Raw genomic sequence first — 21409 nt, forward strand, 5'->3', positions numbered from 1 at the left:
TGCGACGCCACCGTCCGACGCAGCGGTCCGCGACGCCGAGGTGGCGACATCGCGGACCGTGGGACGTCGGGCGACGCCAACTGCGAACAGGTGGCGGTCAGCGCAGGCCGGCGGCGGCGAGCAGGTTGCCCTCCGGCACGGTGAGCCGAGGCCGGCCGTGCGCCATCTGCTGGGCCGCGCGTTCGGCCGCCACGGCCGGGGCCTGGGCGATCGCCGAGGCGTACGCGGACGCGGTGCGGCTGGCGATGGCCGCCCAGCCGTACTTCTCGTGCACCATGGCGCGGGCACGTCGGGCCAGCGCCCGGGCGTGGTCAGTGTCGGCGAGCAGGGTGTGCACCGCGTCGGTCAACGCCTCCGGATCATGTGGACGGAAGGTCACTCCGGTGACACCCGGCTCGACGATCTCGGCGAGCCCGCCGGTCTCGGCGACCGCCAGTGGCGCACCGGCGGCGGCCCCCTCCAGGGCGACCATGCCGAACGGCTCGTAGATGCTGGGCACCGCGAAGCAGTCCGAGGCGGCCATCACCGCCGGCAGGTCCGTGCGGCCGAGGAAGCCGGGCAGGCTGACCGTGTCGGTCAGACCGAGCCGGTGTACGTCGGCCTCCAGTTCGCCACGGTACGGGCCGTCACCGACGATCACCGCACGCAGACCCGGGTGCCGTTCCCGCAGCCGGGGCAACCCGGCGAGCAGGTGCTGCACACCCTTCTCGTACACCAGTCGACCGGCGAAGGTGACAAGCGGACCGTCCCCGGCGAACCGGGCCCTGGCCTGCGCCACCGCGCTCGCCGGCACCCGCCAGCGGTGCGGCTCCACCCCGTTGGGCACCACGTCGACGCGACCGGCCGGCACGCCGAACAGCCCGGTCACCTCGTCGCGCATGTAGCCGGAGCAGACCACCACCCGGGTCGACTCGGTGCTGATCCACTGCTCGACACCGTGGATGGTGCGGTTCATCTCCTCGGGCAACCAGCCCTGGTGCCGGCCCGCCTCGGTGGCGTGAATGGTGCTGACCAGCGGCAGGTCGAGGTGCTCGCGCAGGGTCATCGCGGTGTGCGCGACCAGCCAGTCGTGGGCGTGGATGACGTCGTACCCGCCGGTGGAGACGGCGCGCAGGGCGGCGCGGGTGAGCGTGTGGTTGAACGCCATCGTCCAGGCCAGCAGGCTCTCGGTGGCCAGCGGGAAGGTCACCGGGTCCTCGGCGGCGCGGACGACCCGCACCCCGTCGACGTACTCCTCCAGCGGCGCGCCCTCGGCATGACGGGTGACGACGGTGACCTCGTGGCCCGCGGCGACCAGCGCCACCGACAGGGCGTGCACGTGCCGGCCGAGGCCACCCACGAGCACCGGCGGGAACTCCCAGGACAGCATCAGGATGCGGTGGCTGCGCGGCGGGGTGGCCGGGCCGGGCTGCGTCGGGATCTGGGCTCGCGAGGTGAGGGTGGGCCGGTGGGTCCGGTCCGTGGCGGTGGCGGTCCGCCCGCCGACCCGCAGGGTCGTCACATCAGTCTCCGTCCGTGCAGGAAGGAACGCGCCGGCGTCGATGGCGGCGAAGGAACAAGGTTGGGTTTCGGACACGCGCGGACGCGTCCGGCGGTGCGAGGATCGAGGCATGCGCGACCAGGCGCCAGCGAACCTGCACGATCACCGGCGCATGGACGTCTGCCCGCAACAAGGAAACGTCATCTTGGCCGATTCCGCACCTTGAGGACGGTCACAGTGACTGACGGCACCGTAGGAATTCACTCGGGGTCAGTCGGGCGGATACCAGGCATTCATCCGATCGGATGGATTGGTGGCCGACCGTGCGGGGCATTACCGCCGCGCGCATCCGCCCGGCCCCCCGGACGGTGCGCTCATGATGCGGGCGCGCTCATGATTCTTGCCGAAGGAGCGACATGCAGGTCTGGCCGGGCGAGCGGTTCCCCCTCGGGGCGACGTACGACGGGATGGGCACCAATTTCGCGATCTTCTCCGAGGTGGCCGAGCGCATCGAACTCTGCCTCTTCGACGAGTGGGACGTCGGCCATGAGCGCCGGGTCGAATTGCGCGAGGTCGACGCGTACGTCTGGCACGCCTACATCCCGGGGATCGGACCGGGACAGCGGTACGGCTACCGGGTGCACGGCCCGTACGACCCGGCGAACGGGTTGCGCTGCAACCCCCACAAGCTGCTCATCGACCCGTACGCCAAGGCGATCGACTCCGACGTGCGGTGGGACCCGGCGGTGTACGACTACACACTCGGTGACCCGGAGCGGATGAGCGAGACCGACTCGGCACCGTTCATGCCGAAGTCGGTGGTGGTGAACCCGTACTTCGACTGGGGCAACGACGCCCCACCGCGCATCCCGTACCACCACTCGGTCATCTACGAGGCACACGTACGCGGACTGACCATGCGACTGCCCGGCATCCCGGAGGAACTGCGTGGCACGTACGCCGGCATCGCCTCACCCCCGATGATCGACCATCTGACCCAGCTCGGCGTCACCGCCATCGAGTTGATGCCGGTCCACGAGTTCGTCCACGACCACCGCCTGGCCGACCTGGGGCTGCGCAACTACTGGGGTTACAACACCATCGGTTTCTTCGCCCCGCACCACGGCTACTCCGCCCTCGGTCACCTGGGCCAGCAGGTGCAGGAGTTCCGGGGCATGGTGAAGGCGCTGCACGCCGCCGGCATCGAGGTCATCCTCGACGTGGTCTACAACCACACCGCCGAGGGCAACCACCTCGGCCCGACGCTGAGCTTCAAGGGCGTCGACAACCCCAGCTACTACCGCCTGTCGGAAGAGAACCGGCAGTACTACGTCGACTACACCGGCACCGGCAACAGCCTCAACGTGCGCAACCCGCACTCACTCCAGCTGATCATGGATTCGCTGCGGTACTGGGTCACCGAGATGCACGTCGACGGGTTCCGCTTCGACCTGGCCGCCACCCTCGCCCGCGAGTTCTACGAGGTGGACCGGCTCTCCACCTTCTTCGAGGTGGTGCAGCAGGACCCGGTGGTCAGCCGGGTCAAGCTGATCGCCGAGCCGTGGGACGTCGGCCCCGGCGGCTACCAGGTGGGCAACTTCCCGCCGCAGTGGACCGAGTGGAACGGCAAGTACCGCGACACCGTGCGTGACTTCTGGCGCGGCGAACCGGCCACCCTCGCCGAGTTCGCCTCCCGCATCTGCGGCTCCGCCGACCTGTATCAGGACGACGGGCGTCGCCCCTTCCACAGCATCAACTTCGTCACCTGCCACGACGGGTTCACCCTGACCGACCTGGTGTCGTACAACGACAAGCACAACGAGGCCAACGGCGAGGACAACCGGGACGGGGAGAGCCACAACCGGTCCTGGAACTGCGGCGTCGAGGGCGACACCGACGACCCCGGGGTGCTGGCCCTGCGCGCCAGGCAGCGGCGCAACTTCATCGCCACCCTGCTGCTCTCCCAGGGAGTGCCGATGATCGGTCACGGCGACGAGCTGGGCCGCACCCAGCGCGGCAACAACAACGCCTACTGCCAGGACAGCGAACTGGCCTGGGTCGACTGGGACAACATCGACCACGACCTGCTCGACTTCACCCGCCGACTGGTCGCCTTCCGCCGTCAACACCAGGTGTTCCAACGCCGCCGCTTCTTCACCGGCCTGCCGGTACGCGGCCGGGGCGCCGACGAACCCCTGCCCGACCTGGCCTGGTACACCCCCGACGGGCGGGAGATGACCGGCGAGGACTGGGGCAACGACTTCGGCCGCTCGGTGGCGCTGTTCGTCAACGGCGACGGCATCCGGGAACGCGGCCAGTACGGCCAACGCCACCACGACACCTCCTTCTGGCTCTGCTTCAACGCCCACGACGCGCCACTGGACTTCACGTCACCGCTGGCCGAATTCGGCCAGCGGTGGGAACTGGTGATCAGCACCGCCGAACCTGACCAGGACAAGGGCACCACCGTCGAGGCCGGCGGCACGGTCTGCGTACCGGACCGGTCCCTGGTGGTGCTGGAGAGGGTCGCCTGACATGACCGACACCCCTCGACCGGTCGGCGCCACCTACCGGGTGCAGGTGCGCCCCGACTTCGACCTGGACGCCACCGCCGGCCTCGCCGGTTACCTCGCCGACCTCGGCGTCACCCACCTCTACAGCGCGCCGCTGCTGACCGCCGCACCGGGCAGCACACACGGCTACGACGTGGTCGACCACGCTCAGGTCAACCCGCAACTCGGCGGCGAACCCGCCCGGCAGCGGCTGCTGCGGGCGCTGCGGTCCGTCGGGCTCGGCCTGGTCGTGGACATCGTGCCGAACCACGCCGGGGTCGCCGTACCGGCCGCCAACCCGGCCTGGTGGGACGTGCTGCGCCGGGGACGGGACTCGGCGTATGCGGACTGGTTCGACATCGACTGGGCGCGGGGCCGGCTGCTGCTGCCGGTGCTCGCCGAGGACCCCGACGCGCTGGACGACCTCACGATCGTCGACGGGGAACTGCGCTATCACGAGCACCGGTTCCCGATCGCCGACGGCACCGGCGACGGCAGCCCCCGCGAGGTGCACGACCGGCAGCACTACGAGCTGGTCTGCTGGCGGCGCGGCGACGCCGAGCTGACGTACCGCCGGTTCTTCGCCGTTTCCAGCCTGGCCGGGCTGCGGGTGGAGGATCCGGCGGTGTTCGCCGCCACCCACGAGCTGATCCTGGCCTGGGCGGCGGCCGGCGAGATCGACGGCATCCGGGTCGACCACCCCGACGGGCTGCGCGACCCGGCCGGCTACCTGGCCCGGCTACGCGACGCCGCCCCCGACACGTGGCTGATCGTGGAGAAGATCCTGGAGTACGGCGAGGAGTTGCCTGGCTGGCCGGTCGACGGCACCACCGGCTACGACGCCCTCGCGGCGGTCTGCGGAATCTTCGTCGACGGTGACGCCGAAGCCGACTTCACCGCCCTGGACACCCGGCTGACCGGCCGGGCCACCTCCTGGGCCGACCTGACCCACGACACCAAACTCGGCGCCGCCACCCGACTGCTCGCCGCCGAGCTGACCCGACTGGCCGCCCTCGCCCCCGAGGTGGACGCCGATGCCGCCCGCGCCGCCCTGGCCGAGTTGGCCGCCGCGTTCCCGGTCTACCGCGGCTACCCGCCCGACGGGGTACGCCACCTGGCCAACGCCCGCGCCGAGGCCGGCCGCCGCCGCACCGACCTGACCGGGGCCCTGGACGCGATCACCCGGCGGCTGCGCGACCCCGACGACGAACTGGCCCGCCGCTTCCCCCAGTTCACCGGCGCGGTGATGGCCAAGGGGGTGGAGGACACCGCCTACTACCGGTGGAGCCGGTTCGTCGCACTCAACGAGGTCGGAGGCAGCCCCGCCCACTTCGGCACCCTGCCCGGCCGGTTCCACCGCTTCGCCGTCGCCCGGCACGACCGCTGGCCGACAAGCATGACCACCCTGTCGACCCACGACACCAAACGCGGCGAGGACGTCCGCGCCCGCCTCGCCGTCCTCGCCGAACTGCCGCAACGCTGGGCACAGCTGGTCACCGGCTGGATGGCGGCCGTGCCGTTGCCGGACGCCGCCCTGGCGCACCTGCTGTGGCAGACCGCCGTCGGCGCCTGGCCCGTCGAGCGTGAGCGCCTGCACGCGTACGCCGAGAAAGCCGCCCGGGAGGCCGCGGTCTCGACCGGTTGGACCGACCCCGACCCGGCCTTCGAGCAGGCCATGCACGCCCTCGTCGACGCCATGTACGACGACCCGGCCGTCAGTGGCGAGCTGGCCGCCTTCGCCGCCGAGATCACCCCGGCCGGTTGGTCCAACTCGCTCGGTCAGAAGCTGATCCAACTCGCCATGCCCGGGGTGCCGGACACCTACCAGGGCACCGAACTGTGGGACAACTCCCTGGTCGACCCGGACAACCGCCGCCCGGTCGACTTCGGCGTACGCCGGGAGCTGCTGGCCCGGCTCGACGCCGGCTGGCAGCCGGCGGTGGACGACACCGGCGCGGCCAAGCTGCTCGTGGTGTCCCGGACCCTGCGGGCCCGCCGGGACCGGCCGGAGCTGTTCGGCGACTACCAGCCGATGCTGGTGCACGGCCCGGCGGCCCGCCACGCCGTCGCCTTCGACCGGGGTGGCGCGGTAGCGGTGGCCACCCGCCTGCCCCTGCGGCTGGCCGCCGAGGGCGGCTGGCGCGACACCACCCTGTCATTGCCCGTTAATCAGATGTCGTGCCTGTTCACCGGTCGGGTCTACAGTGATGGACGGGTCCGACTCGCGGACCTGTTGGCCACATATCCCGTCGCTCTGCTGGTGCCCACCACCTGACCCGGGAGGCTGCGTCATGTCCGAATTCACGGTCTGGGCGCCCGAGGCGAAACGGGTACGGCTGCGCCTGCCCGACGCCGACCACGAGATGAGAGCCGGCCGGGGCGGCTGGTGGCGCGTCGAGGTCCCCGACGCCGGCTCCGACTACGCGTTCCTGCTGGACGACGACGACCAGGCGTTGCCCGACCCCCGCTCCCTGTGGCAGCCCTTCGGCGTGCACGGCGTCAGCCGCGCCTACGACCACTCGGCCTTCGCCTGGACCGACAGCGCCTGGACCGGCCGCCAACTGCCCGGCAGCATCCTCTACGAACTGCACGTCGGCACCTTCACCCCCGAAGGCACCTTCGACGCCGCGATCGACAAGCTCGACCACCTGGTCGACCTCGGCGTCGACATGATCGAACTGCTGCCGGTCAACGCCTTCAACGGCGAACACAACTGGGGGTACGACGGCGTCTGCTGGTTCGCCCCGCACGAACCGTACGGCGGCCCGGACGGGCTGAAACGGCTCGTCGACGCCGCCCACGCCAAAGGTCTGGGGGTGATCCTCGACGTCGTCTACAACCATTTCGGGCCCTCCGGGGCCTACGCGCCGCGCTTCGCGCCGTACCTCAGCGACCGCACCACCCCCTGGGGACAGGCCGTCAACCTCGACGGCCCGCACTCCGACGGGGTTCGCCGCTTCATCCTCGACAGCGTGCTCATGTGGCTGCGCGACTACCACGTCGACGGCCTGCGCCTGGACGCCGTACACGCCATGCCCGACACCCGCGCGGTGCATCTGCTGGAGGAGATCGCCGTCGAGGTCGAGAGTCTGTCGGTGCACCTGGGCCGCCCGCTGTCGTTGATCGCCGAATCCGACCTCAACGACCCCCGGCTGATCAGCCCACGCGAGGCCGGTGGCTACGGCCTGCAGGCCCAGTGGAACGACGACGCCCACCACGCCCTGCACACCCTGCTCACCGGCGAACGGCAGGGCTACTACGGCGACTTCGGCACCATGGAATGCCTCGCCGAGGTGCTGACCGGCGCCTTCTTCCACACCGGCACCTGGTCCAGCTTCCGCAACCGCCAACACGGCCGCCCGGTCGACCCGCGTACCCCCGGGCACCGCTTCGTGGCGTACCTGCAGAACCACGACCAGATCGGCAACCGTGCGGTCGGTGATCGCCTCTCGGCGTCGCTGTCGCCCGCCATGCTCCGGGTCGGCGCGGTGCTGCTGATGGCCTCGCCCTTCACCCCGATGCTGTTCATGGGGGAGGAGTGGGCTGCTTCGACGCCCTGGCAGTACTTCACCTCCCACCCGGAACCCGAACTGGCCACCGCCGTTGTGCTGGGTCGCCGTCAGGAGTTCGCCACCCACGGCTGGACCGCCGAGGCGGTGCCGGACCCGCAGGACCGGCAGACGTTCGTACGCTCCCGGTTGGACTGGGCCGAGCTGGACAAACCCGAACACCGGGCGATGTACGACTTCTACCGGCGGTTGATCGCGTTGCGGAAGTCACGGCCCGAGCTGTCGGATCCGCACCTGTTCGCCGTCGAGGTGCGGCACGGGGACCGGTTCCTGGTAATGCGGCGCGGTGGGTGCCTGGTAGCGGCGAACCTGGCCGACAAGCCGCAGCGGGTGACGTTGCCGGGGGTGGCCCGACGGGTCCTGCTGGCCACGGGGGAGGGGGTCACGGTGACCCGCGACCGCATCGACCTACCAGCAGAAACAGCAGCCATCGTGGCCTTGTGAGGAAGAGGAAGGCGCGCGATAGGTGCGCGTTCGTCGGCCCGGCATTGACTCAATGTTATCCCTGATAACCGAACTGTGCGTAGGCTCGCGGTCGATATGCGAGGGTACATCAGGTCGAGCGGGTGTACGGCGGACCAGGCAACTATGGACAATCGGATGATGGCGTAAGGAGCCCGATAGGGACGACAGTCATCAGGTCGATTCGAGTGTATTCTTGGAATAGAGGATCAGCGTGAAAGGTGCCCTCGCAGCTGCAGCCGCCATCGCAGGCATTTTTAGCGCGATCTTTGCCATCGTCGTCTACGTCTTTCCGAGGAGTGAGTCGGGGTCTGATGGCTCCATCCGGAAGGCGGACCAATATGCCGGCCAATCGCCGCATCCTATCAGTCCCTCAGAGCCGCTCCCGCGCAAGACGGAGGAAGCTGACGCTCAATCATCATCGCCGACTCCGGCGACTGCCGGAACATCATATCGTCCTGATGGTCCAGATGTTACCGTCCAGCCGGTCATCGAAACAATATACTTGTCCAGGATGCGCGCTAGCGGTGTGCACGGGACGATTCAGAAGGGCCCAAAGGCGATTCGTGGTGTCAACTATCCAAACTCCGTCTACCTGTGCTCCGAACTCTCATGGGCTGGGAACATCAACTGTAACAGGGACGAATCGAATCCGTACTATGTGGAGTATGTAGTGCCCGAAGGTCGCCCGAAGCTCCGCATGGTCATAGGTCTGTCTGACGACTCGCCGAGTACTTGCTCTACCCAGTTGACGATTTCTGTAGGAGGCAAGGCGATCTACGACGAGAAGCTTTTGGCGGGTGCAAAATACGATCGCACCTGGCGCGTTGAGGTGGGCGAGCGTGTGAAGTTCTCGGTGCGCCCATTGCCGGGGGGCGGGCGGTGCCGGACCGTGTTCGGGGACGCTCGCTTCGAGCCTGCGGAATAGGCTTCCGCCGTCCAAGACCTAATCGCACGGATCTGCCACACCGAGCAGCGTGCAGCCGGTGTACCGTCGCCGGGCAGGTCTACCTTTTGGATCGAGGATGGCGTGCGGATGGGCGTATCCTCTGTATTCGTAGCCGATGCAGTGCCTCACCATCCATACATGGTTTGCCCGCCGCCGAGGTATATGGCCTCACGTTGATTCCGGGCTCGGATAGCCGCAGCAACCCGTGGGGCGACGTTGCTGGGAAGCCGGTCGCTGGCGTCTCCTGGCGGCAAGAACGCCAAATCCTCCAGCTCCTGCATCTGTAGCTTGACGCTTGCTGATTCGGCGATAGTTCCACAGTCGAACACAAAGCTGACAATCGACCGCGGTCGTTGATCGCTGGGGGGTGCCCAGTCCACGACAAGTAGGCGGCCAACTGTCAGCGTGAGTCCCAGTTCTTCGCGGACCTCGCGAGCACACGCCTCGTGCGGGTATTCGCCTTCGTCAACATAGCCGCCGGGAAAGGCCCAGTGATCTCGGTAGGTTGGCTTGACGAGCAAGACGTTGCCGGCCGGATCCGTGATGAAGGCGGCTGCGGCAGCGTAGAAGGAGGCGAGGTTGGCGTACCAAGTGGCAGGCTCCGTCCAGGTCACGTCGGTGACGCTAGCGGAGACGGCTCGATCTGGCTCCCGGTCAGGCGGTCGATGCCGTGGTGCGAAGAGCAAGCAGTAGTTCGTTTACCTGGGGTACTGCCTGGTGAGGTCCGAGGACATCGACGAGTTCGCGGACACGATCCTTTACACGCGCCGATCGGACCGCCGTTGCATGCTGCGCCAGTTGCCGGCCCCAATCGCACGCGGTATCGAACTCCCCGGCTTGGGCATAGGTCGTCGCGATGAGTGCCGTGTGCAGGGCGAGCGTTCTGGGGTTTTGTTCGCCGAGGGCGACCGCGTTGGGTTGGTGCCGTAGGGCCTGACGGCTCAGGCGCAGATCGCTCATGCACTTCAACGCGGCACCGGCAAAGTGTGCAGGGCTGAAGTAGTTGACCCAGCGAGGGCCGGTGTTGGGTGAAGCTCGGTCGAGAGCACGTTCAGCCTTGGCCAATGCCGCTTGGCAGACCTGCTTGTCTCCTGAGCGGCCGTAGGCACTGGCGGCGGTGGTGTAAAGGCGGGCGAGGACAGCGGCAGGGGCCCGGCCTGCTCCGTCGATCGCCGCTTCGGCGAGCCGTGCCGCGTCCTGAGCGTGGCCCAGATAGATGGCCTGGGTAGCGAGATTGGCCAGCAGGTGGGCCCCGAACAGACGGTCATCTGCCGCCTTGGCGAGCCGTAGGGCAACGGTCAGGTGATGTTGAGCGTTGCCGTGGTCACCTGCGTCGTAGGACATGAAAGCCAGTTGGCCAGTGAGCATGGCGGTTGCACGCATGAGGTCTCGCCCGACGGCATCGGTGTAGGTGCCGTGCAGCATAGGGGCTACCTGACGCACGAGGATGTCGGCCATGAGTGTCCGGACGCGCGAGGAACCGCCACCATGACGCCGGTCAAGATCGGTGAAATGGTCAGCGAGGGCGTACAGCGACTGCACTTCGGCTGTTGTGACAGGCTGTCGGCCGGTCCGGCTGACCGGCTTGTCGGGCCAGTCGTACCGCCAGGCGAATGCGGCCTGGAGGGCATTAGCGCTATCGAAAGTGCCGCTGGTCCGCAGACTGGCCTGTTTGGTCAGCCTCGTCCAGATCCGCTCGGCGTATCCAATCGCGTCAGCGGTGGATGCAGGGTAGGGGACGTTCTCGGCAACCTGAGCAGTCGCGAATCCCAACTCCGCGATCGCAACCGGGCGACCGAGTCTGCGGCTGAGAACCTCGGCCATGATGGTTTGGACATATTCGGCGGGCTGGCGTCCACGTAGCCACCAGTAGACGCTGGCGGCGTCGTACCGCCAGGTGCCGTGGACGCGGCCAGCGTGATTGAGTTGGCGGGCGAAGGCAGCACGGGCGTTGCCGTAGCCCGCAGCGCCCAGCAACGCTTCGAAGGCTCCGTTTGTGACCGGTCGCACCACGGCTTGCACCTCTCGAGATTGATCGGCTACTGCCGGTGATTAGCCTATGGTCTATCGATCTGCTGTGGGGGGGACACGCAACCCCGCGCAACCTCTGTTAGGCCGACGCAATAGCGCGCACCGGCCGCCATCTGTCCCGCCGATTGGTAGTCGGCTTCGCTGCTATTGGGGTGCCCGCACGCGGCGGCGCTCCGAGGCGACGGAGGTGACGATGAACCGCGACGAGCCGGTCAGTCGGGGTGAGCAGATTCAGGCGGCTGAGCGGGAGGCGGCGAAGCGGCGGCTGTTGGAGCAGGCCGAGGCGGAGCGCGTACCGATGGAGGAGACCACTCGGGCGGTGCCGGATCGGCGGTGGCGGCGTGACCGGCCGCAGTGAGGTGCCGATCGGCCGACGGGTGGCGCAGTGGCGGATGCGGCGGCGGATGACGCAGCAGGGCCTCGCCGACCGGCTGGGGAAGTCGAAAAGCTGGGTGGACAAGGTGGAGCGAGGTGCCCGTCGACTCGACAGGTTCTCGGTGATCCAGGCTATCGCCGAGGTGCTGCGCATCGACCCGGCGGTGTTGCTCGGCCAGCATCCGCTGTCAACCGGCGGCGACGTACGCGATGGGTTCGATGGGGTACGCGCGGCCCTTGCGCGGTACGGGGTCTTCGAGGCGTCGGCGCGTCAGGTGCCGCTGGCAGAGCTGCGTCGGCGGGTGGGTCATGCTTGGTTGAGCTTTCAGCATGGGCAGTACGCCCAGGTGGTGCGTGCGCTGCCTGGGCTGCTGGACGCCGTGCAACTGTCGTCGGTGTCGGAGCACGGGGAGTTGCCGGTGCAGGCGTACCGGGTCGCCTCGTCGGTGCTGGTGAAGCTGGGTGAGGCCGACCTCGGGTGGTTGACCGCCGACCGGGCGGTGGCGGCGGCCGGCGAGGATGCGGTGTTGGCGGGTGCGGCGGCCATCTCGATCGGGCAGGCGCTGCGGCTCGCCGGTCGGCAGCGGCTGGCGCTGGCCGCCACCGTTGCCGCCGCGCAGCGGCTGACCGGCGTTGCGGCGCGACCGGCGGGGGATGGGGTGGCGTCGGGTCGGCGGGCGCAGGAGTTGGCGGTAGGTGGGACGCTGCTGCTCCAGGCCGCTCTCGCCGCGGCGGGCTGCGGCGAGCCTGGGCAGGCCGGGGTGCTGCTCGACCAGGCCGCAGCGGTGGCGGGCCGGGTCGAGGTCGCCGACGATCCGTACGGTACGAGTTTCGGGCCGGTCGCCGTGGAGCTGGCGCGGGTGGTGGTGGCGGTCGAGCGGGGCGCTGCGGCCGAGGCGGTCGGTCGGCACGAGCTGCTGATCCGGCGGGACGGGTGGCGGCGGTTGTCGCCCGAGTACCGGGGCGCCTACCTGGTGGACGCCGCGCGGGCGTACCTGCTGGCCGGTGACCTGTCCGGGGCGGGACGGATGCTGGTCGCGGCGGATGGTGTCGCGCCCGCTGAGGTCCGGTTGCGCCCCTGCGCGCGTACCCTCCTCGCCGAGCTGGCCCGGGGTCGACCCGCACCGCCCGGCGTGGCCCGCCTGGCCACCCTCGTCGGCCTCACCCGCTGACCCACCGCTGCCCTGGCCGCCGTGACGCTCGCAAGATCGTGCTCGATGTGGGATCGAGTGCTTGACCGTCGTGCTGAGGCCACTCGATTCCATATCGAGCGTGACCATGATCGCGTGTGGGCTCGTCCAGGTCGGGTAGGGGTGACGACAAGGACGAGTTCGACAGCGGGAGGTTGATCATGACCGCAACCAAGCCGGACCAGGATGTCATTGATCTGCTCGTCGACCAGCATGAGCAGATCAGGTCGTTGTTCGCGGAGGTCAGGGAGAGCGAGGGGGAGGCCAAGCAGCAGGCCTTCCAGGATCTCGTACGCCTGCTGGCCGTGCACGAGAGCGCCGAGGAGCAGGTGGTGCATCCGGCGGCGCGGGCCGACGCGGGGGACGCGGTGGTCGACGCGCGGCTGCGTGAGGAGAGTGAGGCCAAGCGCGAACTCTCCGAGCTGTACGAGATGGGCACCTCGGCGCCGGGGTTCGACGCCCGGTTCGCCGCGTTCGAGCAGGCGGTGCTGGACCATGCGCGGCACGAGGAGCAGGAGGAGTTCCCGCAGTTGCGGCGCGACACCGATCCGCAGCGGCTGCGTCAGATGGCCGGTGCCGTGCGGGCCGCCGAGGCGATCTCGCCCACCCGGCCGCATCCGGCGGCGGGTGAGTCGCCGGTGAGCAACATGCTGCTCGGGCCGCCGGTGGCGGTCTTCGACCGGATGCGGGACGCGGTCCGTGACTGGCGCCAGTCCCACGACAGCGAGCATCAGTCGCACGGCAGGTGACCTGAGGGTCGGGCGTGCGGGGGCACGGTCGTGCTCGATTCCGGATCGAGTGGCATCCCTACAAAGGTGAGGCCACTCGATCCGGGATCGAGCGTGAGAGTGGGAGTGGCCAGGTGGCTGCTAGACCCAGGGGGCGGTCGGGTACCAGGGGATGATCTCGCGGCGGGCGAGCAGGCGGACGTCCCAGTAGAGGAACATGAAGGCGCCCGCGATGATGAACGCCACCGCGATGGTGGCGGCCAGTCGGGTCGGCTTGGCGGCGAACCAGCGCTGGAGTCGGCTGCCGACGAACCAGCTCAGCAGCAGGAACAGGATCGCCATGATCACGATGTTGCCGATCGACTGGAGGGTGAAGGCGGCTGCGCCGTACAGCGGGTTGCCGCTCTCGGCGGCGTCGCGGAACATCTGCCGGAACAGCGGGAACGGCCGTCCGATCAGGAAGCCGGCGATGAGCGCGCCCATGAAGACAAGCGGGGCGTTCGGGTAGCGCTGCGAGATCCGGGCGAACGGGTCCGGCACCACCTTCAACGCGGCCAGTCCCAGGTAGATCATGACCAGGCCGATGATGCCGTAGACCACCATGGACTGGATGCTGCGCGGTGACAGCGAGCCGGGCACGTTCGGCGCGGTGGAGAACTGCGGCATCGCAGTGCCGACCAGGCCGACGATCGCACCGTAGAGGGCGGAAACCGCGATCATGCCGACCGCCATCCAGCCGAGTGGGCGCAGCGGCGCCAGGAAGCGGCTCATCCGGCTGTCGGCCGTGCCGGTCAGGGGAGCGAGAGCGCCGAAGGCGGCGATGTTGCAGGCGGTGAAGGTGCCGGCGATCCCGGAGACGAACGCGAACATCACGCCCGCCACCGCCCCGCTGATCGGCGTTTCCTTCGCGTCGTGGCCCAGCAGGGTGTTGGCGACGTTGTCGCCGATTGTCGAATCGACGAATTCGGCGGACCAGACGACGGTGAGCAGGAAACCGCCAAGCAGGCTGAGCAGGATGATCATCCCGCGTCGGCGGGGGACGTCTCCGGGAGCGAACAGGGAGGTGGCGCGGGAGTCGGACGGTAGCTGGATCTTGTCGGCGGCCTGCGGGCGGCGGGTACGACGTTCTGCTTGTGTCACGGAAAGACTCCTCAGCATCACGGAGGGTGAGAATTGATGATGCTGGATTATTCGAGCGTGCCTTTCTCCCTGATTGCTCTATGTAATGCCGGAACGGCTGATGGTGGGGTCGGTCGAGGTGGTGGCACCACCCACCCCTGGCTTGCATGGGTATGCGCCGTGGTGCATACTCTTCCTTGTGTCCAAGGTTCTGACCTCCCTGCCCATCGGTGAACGTGTCGGCATCGCCTTCTCCGGCGGCCTCGACACCTCGGTCGCGGTCGCGTGGATGCGCGACAAGGGCGCGATTCCGTGCGCCTACACCGCCGACATCGGCCAGTACGACGAGCCCGACATCGCCTCGGTGCCCGGCCGCGCGCTCAACTACGGCGCCGAGCTGGCCCGGCTGGTCGACTGCCGAGCCGCCTTGGTCGAGGAAGGGCTGGCGGCGCTGACCTGCGGCGCCTTCCACATCCGCTCGGGCGGGCGGGCCTACTTCAACACCACCCCGCTGGGCCGGGCGGTCACCGGGACGCTGCTGGTGCGGGCCATGGTCGAGGACGACGTCCAGATCTGGGGTGACGGCTCCACCTTCAAGGGCAACGACATCGAGCGGTTCTACCGCTACGGCCTGCTGGCCAACCCGCAGCTGCGCATCTACAAGCCGTGGCTGGACGCCGACTTCGTCACCGAACTCGGCGGGCGTAAGGAGATGTCGGAGTGGCTGCTGGAACGCGGCCTGCCCTACCGGGACAGCACCGAGAAGGCGTACTCCACCGATGCCAACATCTGGGGTGCCACGCACGAGGCGAAGACCCTGGAGCACCTGGACACCGGCATCGAGACGGTCAACCCGATCATGGGGGTCCGGTTCTGGGACCTGTCGGTGGAGATCCCCACCGAGGACGTCACCATCGGCTTCGACCAGGGTCGCCCGGTGACGATCAACGGCAAGGAGTTCGCCAGCGCGGTCGACCTGGTGCTGGAGGCCAACGCCATCGGCGGCCGGCACGGCCTGGGCATGTCCGACCAGATCGAGAACCGGATCATCGAGGCCAAGAGCCGCGGCATCTACGAGGCCCCCGGCATGGCGCTGCTGCACGCCGCGTACGAGCGGCTGGTCAACGCCATCCACAACGAGGACACCCTGGCCAACTACCACAACGAGGGTCGTCGCCTGGGCCGGTTGATGTACGAGGGCCGCTGGCTGGACCCCCAGGCGCTGATGCTGCGCGAGTCGTTGCAGCGCTGGGTGGGCACGGCGGTCACCGGGGAGGTGACGCTGCGGCTGCGTCGGGGCGAGGACTACTCGATCCTGGACACCACCGGCCCGGCCTTCAGCTACCACCCGGACAAGCTGTCGATGGAGCGTACCGAGGACTCGGCCTTCGGCCCCTCCGACCGCATCGGTCAGCTCACCATGCGTAATCTGGACATCGCCGACTCGCGGGCCAAGCTGGAGCAGTACGCGAACCTCGGCATGGTCGGCGGCGGATCGCCGCAGCGGATGGTCGGCGCCGCGCAGGCGGCCTCGACCGGGCTGATCGGCGCGATGCCGCAGGGTGGCGCCGAGGCGATCGCCTCCCGGGGCGTGGCCCCGGCCGAGGACGAGGCCCTCGACCGGGCCGCCATGGAGTTCGGCGTCGACTGACCCTCACCGCCGGGACCGACTCGTCACCGGTCAGCCCTGTCGCGGCTGACCGGTGAAGTCGCCGGTGAGCGAGACCGTCAGATGGTGACCACGATCTTGCCCGCCGGGTGCCCGGTGCGCAGATGGCGGAGAGCGTCGGCCGCCTCGGCCAGCGGATAGCAACTGTCGACCGGCGGGGTGAGTGCGCCCGAGGCGATCAGGTCACGCAGTTCGTCGAGGTCCTCGCTGCGCTCCACGGCACTGACGTTGCGCAGTCGATGGCCGACGAACAGGGACAGCAGCGGTGCCCCGAACATCTGCCGGCCGTACCCGCCGAGCAGCCCACCCCGGGTGTACGTGCCACCGACCAGCGCCAGGGTGCCGCGCGGGGTGAGCGCACGACGCATCAACGACAGCGGACGGTCACCGCCGGTGTCGATGACCACGTCGTACACCGGACCGTCCCGGTCGACCTCCTCGCGGGTGTAGTCGAGCACGTCGTCGGCGCCGAGGGAACGGACGAGGTCGGCCCTGGCGGGGGCGCAGACACCGGTCACGGTGGCGCCGTACGCCTTGGCGATCTGCACCGCCTGTGATCCGACGCCGCCGGAGGCCCCGATCACCATGACCCGCTGCCCCGGCCGCACCGCGCCGCTGTCGCGTACGGCGCGCAGCGCCGTCAACCCGGAGACGGGAGCCGCGGCAGCCTGGGCGAAGGACACGTTCGCCGGCTTGTGGGCCAACCGCCGCGCAGAGGTGCTGGCGAACTCGGCGTACGACCCGCGCAGGCAGGTGCCGAACACCTCGTCGCCCGGCCGGAACCGGGTCACCCGGGCGCCGACCTCGGCCACCACCCCGGCCAGGTCCCGGCCGCGTACCGGCACCCGGGGCCGGCGCAACCCGCTGGCCAGGCGCACCAGGTACGGCTGACCGACCATGAAGATCCAGACTCCGGGATCCACCGCCGCCGCGCGCACCTGCACGAGCACCTCGTCGTCACCCACGCGGGGCCGGTCGACCGCGCCCAGCCGCAGTACGTCGGCCGGGCCGTAGCTGTCCTGAACGATGGCCCTCACGGTGCCACCTCCTCGGAGTCGGGGTACTGGAAGACGTCGTCGAGCCGTACGCCGAACACCCGGGCGATCCGGAACGCCATCTCCAGGGAGGGGGAGTAGCGGCCCTGCTCGATGGCGATCACTGTCTGCCGGGTCACTCCGACCCGCTCGGCGAGATCGGCCTGGGTCATCTCGTCGTGGGCGAAGCGCAACGCCCGGATGTTGTTGGTGACGCGTGTCGGTTTCACCACTGCGGAACGCCCCTGCGGTAGACGATCACCTTCGCCAGGGAGCCGATCACGGCCGACAGGACGAAGCAGAGGTAGATGACGTTGGCGATCCAGAACCAGTCCCACTCGGCCATCGCCATGAGCAACGCCGACACCGCGCCGATGACCACGAACGCGTGGCCGACGTGGTCGCCGAGGCGCCCGATCTCCCGGTCGCGGTCATCCTTGACCCGCGAGGCCCGCGGACTGGCCATCCCCATCCCGATCTCGGCCAGCATGCTCGCGACCATGGCGCCGCCCACCGTCCAGAGCAGCGCGCCGACGTAGGGCACCGCGGTAAGCGGCCCGCCGTCGTGCCGGCCCAGCACGACCGCCACATAACCGGCGTACGCGATCACGCTGACCACCAGCATGATCCACGCGCGTTTCTCCTCGTGCGTCACGACGACCTCCCCGAGGTAAAGAATCTTTGACATCCTCAGAGTAAGGCCTTCTTGACATCATGTCTAGAAAACTTTACATAGCCGATCTTGTGGGCGGGCGAGACGTCGCGGAGGGCTCGGTGGTGCCAGTTCACCGCTGGTTCATCCGGAACGCAAAGCTGATTCATAGCCTCGCCCGCTTGGATGTGCTGGTCCCCGTCGTCACAGAGATCGGCCATGTCGTATGCGTTCGTGGCTCCGCCGGGCTGCGTCCCAGGCCCCAGACCCGCAGTCGTCCTCCCGGCCACAGTCGACCCCGCAGGTCGGGCCGGAGACCGGTGACGACCGGGGCGGGCATGCGCTGCGGGCGCCGAGCAGGTTGCACGCCTTCAACCGGTACGAGATCAAGTATCTGGTGCCGACCGGCGACGTCCCGGCGTTGCGCGAGCACTTCGCCGCCCGGATGGACCGCGACAGTCACGGCGGCGACACCGGGTACGGCGTGTGGAGCGTCTACTACGACACCGCTGAGTTGCGCTTCTACTGGGAGAAGATCGAAGGGCTGAAGTTCCGCCGCAAGCTGCGGGTGCGGCACTACGGCGAGGCGTCCACGGTCACCGACGACAGCATCGTGCACGTCGAGATCAAGCAGCGGGTCAACCGGGTCACCCAGAAACGGCGGGTGGCGTTGCCGTACCACCTGGCCCGTGACCTGTGCGACCGGCGACAGTTGGTCGAGCACACCCCGGAGCAGCGCGCCTTCCTCGACGAGGTGCTGGAACTGCTCTGCGGCCTGGACCTGCGGCCGGTGGCGATGACCGGCTACCAGCGCGAGGCGTTCATCGGCCGGGACGCCGACCTCGGCCTGCGGGTCACCCTCGACCACCGGGTACGCGGTCGGGACCGCGACTTCCACCTCGGCGCGGACGCCGAGAACCGGCTCATCGTGCCGGCGACGTTCTCCGTGCTGGAGATCAAGGCCAACGAGCGGGTGCCGTACTGGCTGACCGACCTGGCCGCCCGGACGAACCTGTCAATCGTCCGCATGTCGAAGTACTGCCAGAGCGTCGAGGCGTTCGGTCGTGCCCCCCGCTCCCTCTTCCACGTCCCCGACGACGCCGAGTCGGCTGCCGCCGGCAGCCCGTTGAAAAGTGAGGTCTGAACCCATGCCGTTCGAGTTCCAGGATCTGTCCGGCACCTTCAGTGTCGGCGACATCGCCCTGGCCCTTTCGCTGTCGTTCCTGCTCAGCGCCATGATCGGTTGGGTCTACCGGTTCACCCACCGCAACGTGTCGTACAGCCAGTCGTACGTGCAGACACTTGTCATCCTCGGCATGCTCATCTCGCTGATCATGCTTGTCGTCGGCTCCAACATCGCCCGCGCCTTCGCCCTGGTGGGCGCGCTGTCGGTGGTGCGGTTCCGCAACGCCATCAAGGAGACCCGTGACGTCGGGTTCATCTTCCTGGTGATGGGCGTGGGCATGGCCTGCGGCACCCGGTTCTACCTGCTGGCGGTGGTCGCCGCCGTGACGATCAGCCTGATCATCGTGCTGATGTACCGCTTCAACTGGTTCGCCTCCAACGTCCAACGCCAGGTGGTCAAGGTGCAGGTGCCACCCGGCAGCCACACCGACCACATCCAGGACGTGCTGATCCGCTTCACCAGCGAATTCGAACTGGTCAGCATGGAGACCATCCGGGGCGGCGCGCTTACCGAGATCATGTACACGGTGCGGTTGAAGAAGGGCACCGAGCCCGCCGACCTGATCAACGCGCTGGCCGAGCGGACCGGCGGCCAGCGGGTGACCGTGCTGACCGGCTACGACCAGACGGACCTGTGATGCGCTGGCGGCATCGCATCCCGGTCCGGATCCGGCACTACTGGAAGTTCCTCGCGGGCTGCCTCGCGTTCGCGCTGGTGCTCGCCGTGACGCTCAGTTCGGTGCCGATCCGCCCGTACGTGACAAGCACCAGCGCCAGCGGCGGTGACCTGGTCACCCAGGACATCGCCGGCACCGTCGACCTCTTCGACGAGACCGTGGCGCACCGCATCGAGTTGGTCTTCCGCGACGCCGACTACGAACGGATGCTGGACGCCTTCTACGCCGAGGGGGAGAAGGAGTACCTGGAGGCCGACCTGGTCATCGACGGCACCGCCATCCCCAGCGTCGGCATCCGACTCAAGGGCAACTCCACCCTGCGCAGCCTGACCCGCAACGGGCAGACCTCACAGCGCGGCGGCGGCCCGCAAGGCCCGAACGCTCCGAACAGGCCGGATGGTCGAGGCCCCGGCCAGGCTGGGCCCGATGGTCAGGCTGGGCCCGATGGTCAGGCTGGGCCAGGTGGTGCCGGCGGGCCGGGTGGATTCTCGCGGACGTCACTGCGGGCCGAGGAGCCGGAGACGCTGCCTTGGCTGATCCGCTTCGACGAGTACGTCGACGGCCGCCGGTACCAGGGCCATCGGGAGATCGCGGTGCGGGTGGCCGGCATGGGCGGCGGATCCACCGTGCTCAACGAGGCGGTCACCCTCAACCTGCTCGCCGCCGCCGGCGAGGTGGCCCAGGAGTACGCGTACACCAGCTTCACCGTCAACGACCGGCCGACCACCGCCCGGCTGGTCGTGGAGCATCCCGACGAGCATTTCGCCGAGGACTTCGACGCTCCCGGGGTGCTGTACAAGGCGCTGGCCACCAGCGAGTTCACCGACCAGGGCGACGACCAGACCGCGTACGCCGACGACTTCAAGCAGATCACCATGAAGGGCAGCCAGGACCTGCAACCCGTCATCGACCTGATCAGGTGGGTCGACACGGCCAGCGACGCCGAGTTCGACACCCAGCTCGCCGACCGGCTCGACGTGACGTCCTTCGCCCGGTACGTCGCCTGGCAGAACCTGCTGCTCAACTTCGACGACATGGCCGGTCCCGGCCGCAACTACTACCTCTGGTACGACCTGACCTCCAAGAAGTTCAGCGTCATCGGCTGGGACTACAACCTGACGTTCAGCGGGGACGCCGCCCAGGGGCCCCACGAGCAGGGCCGCTTCGGTGGGGGCGGTGCCTTCCGGGGCGGCGCGAACCAGGGCGGTCCGGACCGCGCGGGCGGCGCGCAACAGGACACCACCGGCCCGCCCGACGGTTTCACGCCGCCTGACGGTTTCACGCCGCCTGACGGTTTCACGCTGCCCGAAGGTTTCACGCCACCCGAAGGTTTCACACCGCCCGGCGGAACCGCTGGACCGGGTGGGAACGCTGGACCGGGTGGGAACGCTGGACCGGGTGGGGACGCCGGACCGGGTGGCGGCGGACACAAGCTCAAGGAGCGGTTCCTCGCCAGTGAGAAGTTCACCCAGGTGTACGAGGACGCCTACCGCGACCTCTACCAGGAGGTGTACGCCAGCGGTGCGGCGCTGGGCGCGGTCGACGCCATCACAAGCGTGCTGGCCACTGTCGACGGATACGACGCGGCGGCGGCCGGCAGGGATGCGGAGAGCCTGCGCACGCTGATCGGCCAGCGCACCGAGAGCCTTGCCAGCAACGAGGTGATCACCCGGAGCTGACCGGCCGAGGCGTGGCGGCCAGGACCGGACCCAGCCCTCGCTGCTGCTCCTCGGGGCT

Annotated in this window: 17 protein-coding genes; 10 read left to right on the forward strand and 7 right to left on the reverse strand. The window is 68.9% G+C overall.

Annotated elements, in window-relative coordinates:
- Positions 1–97 precede the first annotated feature (97 nt).
- A complete protein-coding gene (locus C1A38_RS03520; RefSeq protein ID WP_102656370.1) occupies positions 98–1501 on the reverse strand; it encodes a glycosyltransferase family 4 protein in 1404 nt (467 codons plus the stop codon).
- Positions 1502–1896: 395 nt separating this feature from the next.
- Between C1A38_RS03520 and glgX the strand changes: the two genes are divergently transcribed.
- From glgX to treZ, 3 genes are read left to right on the forward strand one after another with little or no spacing between them, the layout of a single operon-like run.
- Positions 1897–4014 carry a glycogen debranching protein GlgX gene (gene glgX / locus C1A38_RS03525; RefSeq protein ID WP_102656371.1) on the forward strand — a complete coding sequence of 706 codons (2118 nt, stop codon included), beginning with the start codon at positions 1897–1899 and terminating at the stop codon, positions 4012–4014.
- 1 nt (position 4015) lies between these two features.
- The gene (gene treY / locus C1A38_RS03530) at positions 4016–6307 is read left to right on the forward strand and encodes a malto-oligosyltrehalose synthase (protein ID WP_102656372.1); all 2292 of its coding nucleotides are present in this window, start codon (positions 4016–4018) and stop codon (positions 6305–6307) included.
- Positions 6308–6323: 16 nt separating this feature from the next.
- Positions 6324–8045: a malto-oligosyltrehalose trehalohydrolase gene (treZ, locus tag C1A38_RS03535; RefSeq protein ID WP_102656373.1), complete on the forward strand. Its 1722-nt coding sequence runs from the start codon at positions 6324–6326 to the stop codon at positions 8043–8045.
- Positions 8046–9137: 1092 nt separating this feature from the next.
- Here treZ and C1A38_RS03540 read toward each other — a convergent pair.
- Both C1A38_RS03540 and C1A38_RS03545 read right to left on the reverse strand, forming a co-directional pair.
- Positions 9138–9626: an NUDIX domain-containing protein gene (locus C1A38_RS03540; RefSeq protein WP_102656374.1), complete on the reverse strand. Its 489-nt coding sequence runs from the start codon at positions 9624–9626 to the stop codon at positions 9138–9140.
- Positions 9627–9666: 40 nt separating this feature from the next.
- Positions 9667–11034 (reverse strand): NsdA family TPR-like regulatory protein, encoded by a 1368-nt coding sequence (locus tag C1A38_RS03545; RefSeq protein ID WP_146017419.1) that lies wholly within the window; start codon positions 11032–11034, stop codon positions 9667–9669.
- 202 nt (positions 11035–11236) lie between these two features.
- Here C1A38_RS03545 and C1A38_RS31280 point away from each other — a divergent pair, with 202 nt between their 5' ends.
- The 3 genes from C1A38_RS31280 to C1A38_RS03555 all read left to right on the forward strand — a co-directional run bounded on the left by C1A38_RS31280 (position 11237) and on the right by C1A38_RS03555 (position 13357).
- Positions 11237–11401 (forward strand): hypothetical protein, encoded by a 165-nt coding sequence (locus C1A38_RS31280; protein ID WP_199180068.1) that lies wholly within the window; start codon positions 11237–11239, stop codon positions 11399–11401.
- Positions 11385–12590, forward strand: a complete 1206-nt coding sequence (locus tag C1A38_RS03550; protein ID WP_102656376.1) for a helix-turn-helix domain-containing protein — start codon at positions 11385–11387, stop codon at positions 12588–12590. Before C1A38_RS31280 ends, C1A38_RS03550 begins: the two co-directional genes overlap by 17 nt.
- A gap of 179 nt (positions 12591–12769) precedes the next feature.
- On the forward strand, positions 12770–13357 hold the full coding sequence (locus C1A38_RS03555) for a hemerythrin domain-containing protein (protein ID WP_102656377.1): 588 nt from the start codon (positions 12770–12772) through the stop codon (positions 13355–13357).
- Between the two features lie 120 nt (positions 13358–13477).
- Here the strand turns inward: C1A38_RS03555 and C1A38_RS03560 are convergent, their stop codons facing one another.
- On the reverse strand, positions 13478–14476 hold the full coding sequence (locus C1A38_RS03560; protein WP_102656378.1) for a sulfite exporter TauE/SafE family protein: 999 nt from the start codon (positions 14474–14476) through the stop codon (positions 13478–13480).
- Between the two features lie 178 nt (positions 14477–14654).
- On the opposite strand from C1A38_RS03560, the gene argG reads away from it, so the two are divergent.
- Positions 14655–16106 carry an argininosuccinate synthase gene (gene argG, locus C1A38_RS03565; RefSeq protein WP_102656407.1) on the forward strand — a complete coding sequence of 484 codons (1452 nt, stop codon included), beginning with the start codon at positions 14655–14657 and terminating at the stop codon, positions 16104–16106.
- Between the two features lie 77 nt (positions 16107–16183).
- Here argG and C1A38_RS03570 read toward each other — a convergent pair whose 3' ends face one another.
- From C1A38_RS03570 to C1A38_RS03580, 3 genes are read right to left on the reverse strand one after another with little or no spacing between them, the layout of a single operon-like run.
- A complete protein-coding gene (locus C1A38_RS03570; RefSeq protein ID WP_102656379.1) occupies positions 16184–17161 on the reverse strand; it encodes an NAD(P)-dependent alcohol dehydrogenase in 978 nt (325 codons plus the stop codon).
- The gene (locus C1A38_RS03575) at positions 17158–17391 is read right to left on the reverse strand and encodes a helix-turn-helix transcriptional regulator (protein WP_102656380.1); all 234 of its coding nucleotides are present in this window, start codon (positions 17389–17391) and stop codon (positions 17158–17160) included. Before C1A38_RS03575 ends, C1A38_RS03570 begins: the two co-directional genes overlap by 4 nt.
- Entirely contained in the window at positions 17385–17813 is a 429-nt protein-coding gene (locus C1A38_RS03580) for a hypothetical protein (RefSeq protein ID WP_102656381.1), read from the reverse strand. The genes C1A38_RS03575 and C1A38_RS03580 overlap by 7 nt, the downstream gene beginning before the upstream one ends.
- Before the next feature lie 223 nt (positions 17814–18036).
- Here C1A38_RS03580 and C1A38_RS03585 point away from each other — a divergent pair, with 223 nt between their 5' ends.
- The 3 genes from C1A38_RS03585 to C1A38_RS03595 are packed head-to-tail and all read left to right on the forward strand — an operon-like array spanning position 18037 to position 21351.
- On the forward strand, positions 18037–18954 hold the full coding sequence (locus tag C1A38_RS03585; protein WP_102656382.1) for a polyphosphate polymerase domain-containing protein: 918 nt from the start codon (positions 18037–18039) through the stop codon (positions 18952–18954).
- Between the two features lie 4 nt (positions 18955–18958).
- Positions 18959–19633 carry a DUF4956 domain-containing protein gene (locus C1A38_RS03590; RefSeq protein WP_102656383.1) on the forward strand — a complete coding sequence of 225 codons (675 nt, stop codon included), beginning with the start codon at positions 18959–18961 and terminating at the stop codon, positions 19631–19633.
- The gene (locus C1A38_RS03595) at positions 19633–21351 is read left to right on the forward strand and encodes a CotH kinase family protein (protein ID WP_102656384.1); all 1719 of its coding nucleotides are present in this window, start codon (positions 19633–19635) and stop codon (positions 21349–21351) included. Before C1A38_RS03590 ends, C1A38_RS03595 begins: the two co-directional genes overlap by 1 nt.
- The last annotated feature ends 58 nt before the right edge of the window (positions 21352–21409 follow it).

Source organism: Verrucosispora sp. ts21, assembly GCF_002879555.1.
In the GTDB taxonomy this organism is placed as follows: Bacteria; Actinomycetota; Actinomycetes; order Mycobacteriales; family Micromonosporaceae; genus Micromonospora; species Micromonospora gifhornensis.